This window comes from Pseudomonas sp. MWU12-2020 (assembly GCF_023100605.1).
In the GTDB taxonomy this organism is placed as follows: domain Bacteria; phylum Pseudomonadota; class Gammaproteobacteria; order Pseudomonadales; family Pseudomonadaceae; genus Aquipseudomonas; species Aquipseudomonas fluorescens_H.
The window spans coordinates 1-1,913 of the sequence record NZ_JALMEX010000034.1; the positions used below are offsets into that span (position 1 = coordinate 1).

The following is a 1,913-nucleotide window of genomic DNA, read 5'->3' on the forward strand; positions in this document are numbered from 1 at the left end:
AGGGGCGGCACAGGGATTTAAGGCTCAGGTGAGGCGGGTTGGCTACTGTCAGAAATTACAGGTGGGGGCGTATTTGCGACGAGTGGTAACATGCTCGAAGTGCGAAAAACGAAAGGGACGGGTAATTGAACCCGTCCCTGATTTTTAACTCAGGTTTTTGATTTCAGCGACTGAAATCTCGGAAGTGAAGAGCCGGTTAGCGATCAGGTGAAAACCGTGTAGGCACACGACAAGGCGTCTTCCGATCAAGGAGAGACGCCTGTAGTGGAACGTTGATTCAAAATTTTATGTATAAGCCGACATTTGCTCGAAACACGAGGTTTACGTCGAAGACAGCGAATCTTACGTTGTTATACCCTATGAACTTCGATCGGGGAAATGCGACGGTGTATGACCCCGGCCCGGGAATTGGCAAGGTTAGATACTCCCCGCCGACCGGGGCGTATGAAGTTACGTATGGCCGCGATACCGCCGGAAATGCGCCTGCTGGTCCTGCAATAGTGAAGCGCATGGAAAGAAACGTATCGCGGACATCGTCGTCATATTTGATGGTGGAGTCAGGGGCATGGCGGATACCGGGGCCACCAAAAGTTTTATGTGTATATAGGTCGGTTATGGTCGCACTGAACTCATAAGGGGTTACTGTGAATCTCCATTCTGCGGACGCTGGGAGGGTGCCATAGGTTGCCTTGGCGATGATTGAATGATCCCCCAGTGCGAGTTCGCTGAGTGAAGCCGTCCAGTTACCACTGTCATCGACATCCTCGGTCTTTTTCACCGTCGTCCCATCGAGAATCTGCACCTGCTGACCAGCGGCCGCCGTGCCGCCCAGGTTCACGGAGGTATAGTTTGTCGTTCCGAGATCGTCGATCGGCCCACCCGCAGCGTCTGTCATTCGTTTAATTACAGGCCGCTCACTCACAACCTCCAAGCTTCGAGGGATTGACTCCTGGCCACTACCGTACAGGGCGGTCGCCGTGAAAATGTGCCACCCTTCGGCCAGTCCCGAGATGACAAGCGTCCAGATGCCGCTGGAGGCGTCGGCGGTGGCATCCTCTATGATCGTCGTACCGTCCTTGATCTGGACCTGTTGACCGAGGCTTGCCGTGCCGGTCAGTGTGATTGTCGTGTCTTCGGTCTCGCCGCCTTCAGAGATCTCGCCCTTGGAGCCTTCGACACGTGTAATGTCCGGCCGTACTTCGACAAGCGCTCTGACCGTGTAGGTACGCACAGGGAAGGGCACGGCCAGACTCTCATTCGGGTCTTTGCCGAACGCGGCTTTGAATGCCATGGTCAGCGTGCTGCCATCTTTCAGGTTTCTCAAGCCTGCAAGGGCAATGTTGCGCTCTAAATAACCTTGCGTGATCCACCCGTCGGTGACATATGAGCCGGGTGCCGTATGGATCTGAAGGTTGTAGTCGCTGCCATCAGCGTTTGTACCTGTCAGGCGCAGCCAGACATATTGGAGTGGGGCAATCAACGGCCAGATGCCCATGCGGTAGATCGCATTGGCGGTCAGTTTGCCCACATTGAACTCCGGGCCTTCGCCGTTGTTGTCCGCGTCCTTGATGATGGGTTTGAGCAGCTCATTCTGCGGCATGCTCAACACAGTCAAATCAAAGACGAGGGACGGCAGCGGCTTGCCGTCGCGGATGACGACGTAGGACACCTTCACATCTTTGTTCAGGTTGAACGCGACCACACTATTCGGAATCGCAAACTCCCGGTTGCTGCCCAGCGGCCGAGGAACAGAGGTGTGCGAACCGCCTGCGGGCGTACCCTGTGCGCCAGTCCACGTGACGCTGATTTCATCAGTTGGCCGCAACTCGGGGTTGTCCGGCACCACGGCGGTCAAGGTGTCCTTGACCAGCAGCGGGTTGAGTGCGCTGTCGCCGTTGTTCTCCTTGATCCAG

General features: G+C 55.9%; 1 pseudogene. It reads right to left on the reverse strand.

Features of this window, described 5'->3' with window-relative positions:
* Positions 1–277 precede the first annotated feature (277 nt).
* Positions 278–1,913: pseudogene (locus tag M0814_RS28870) on the reverse strand (Ig-like domain-containing protein); the annotation flags it as partial.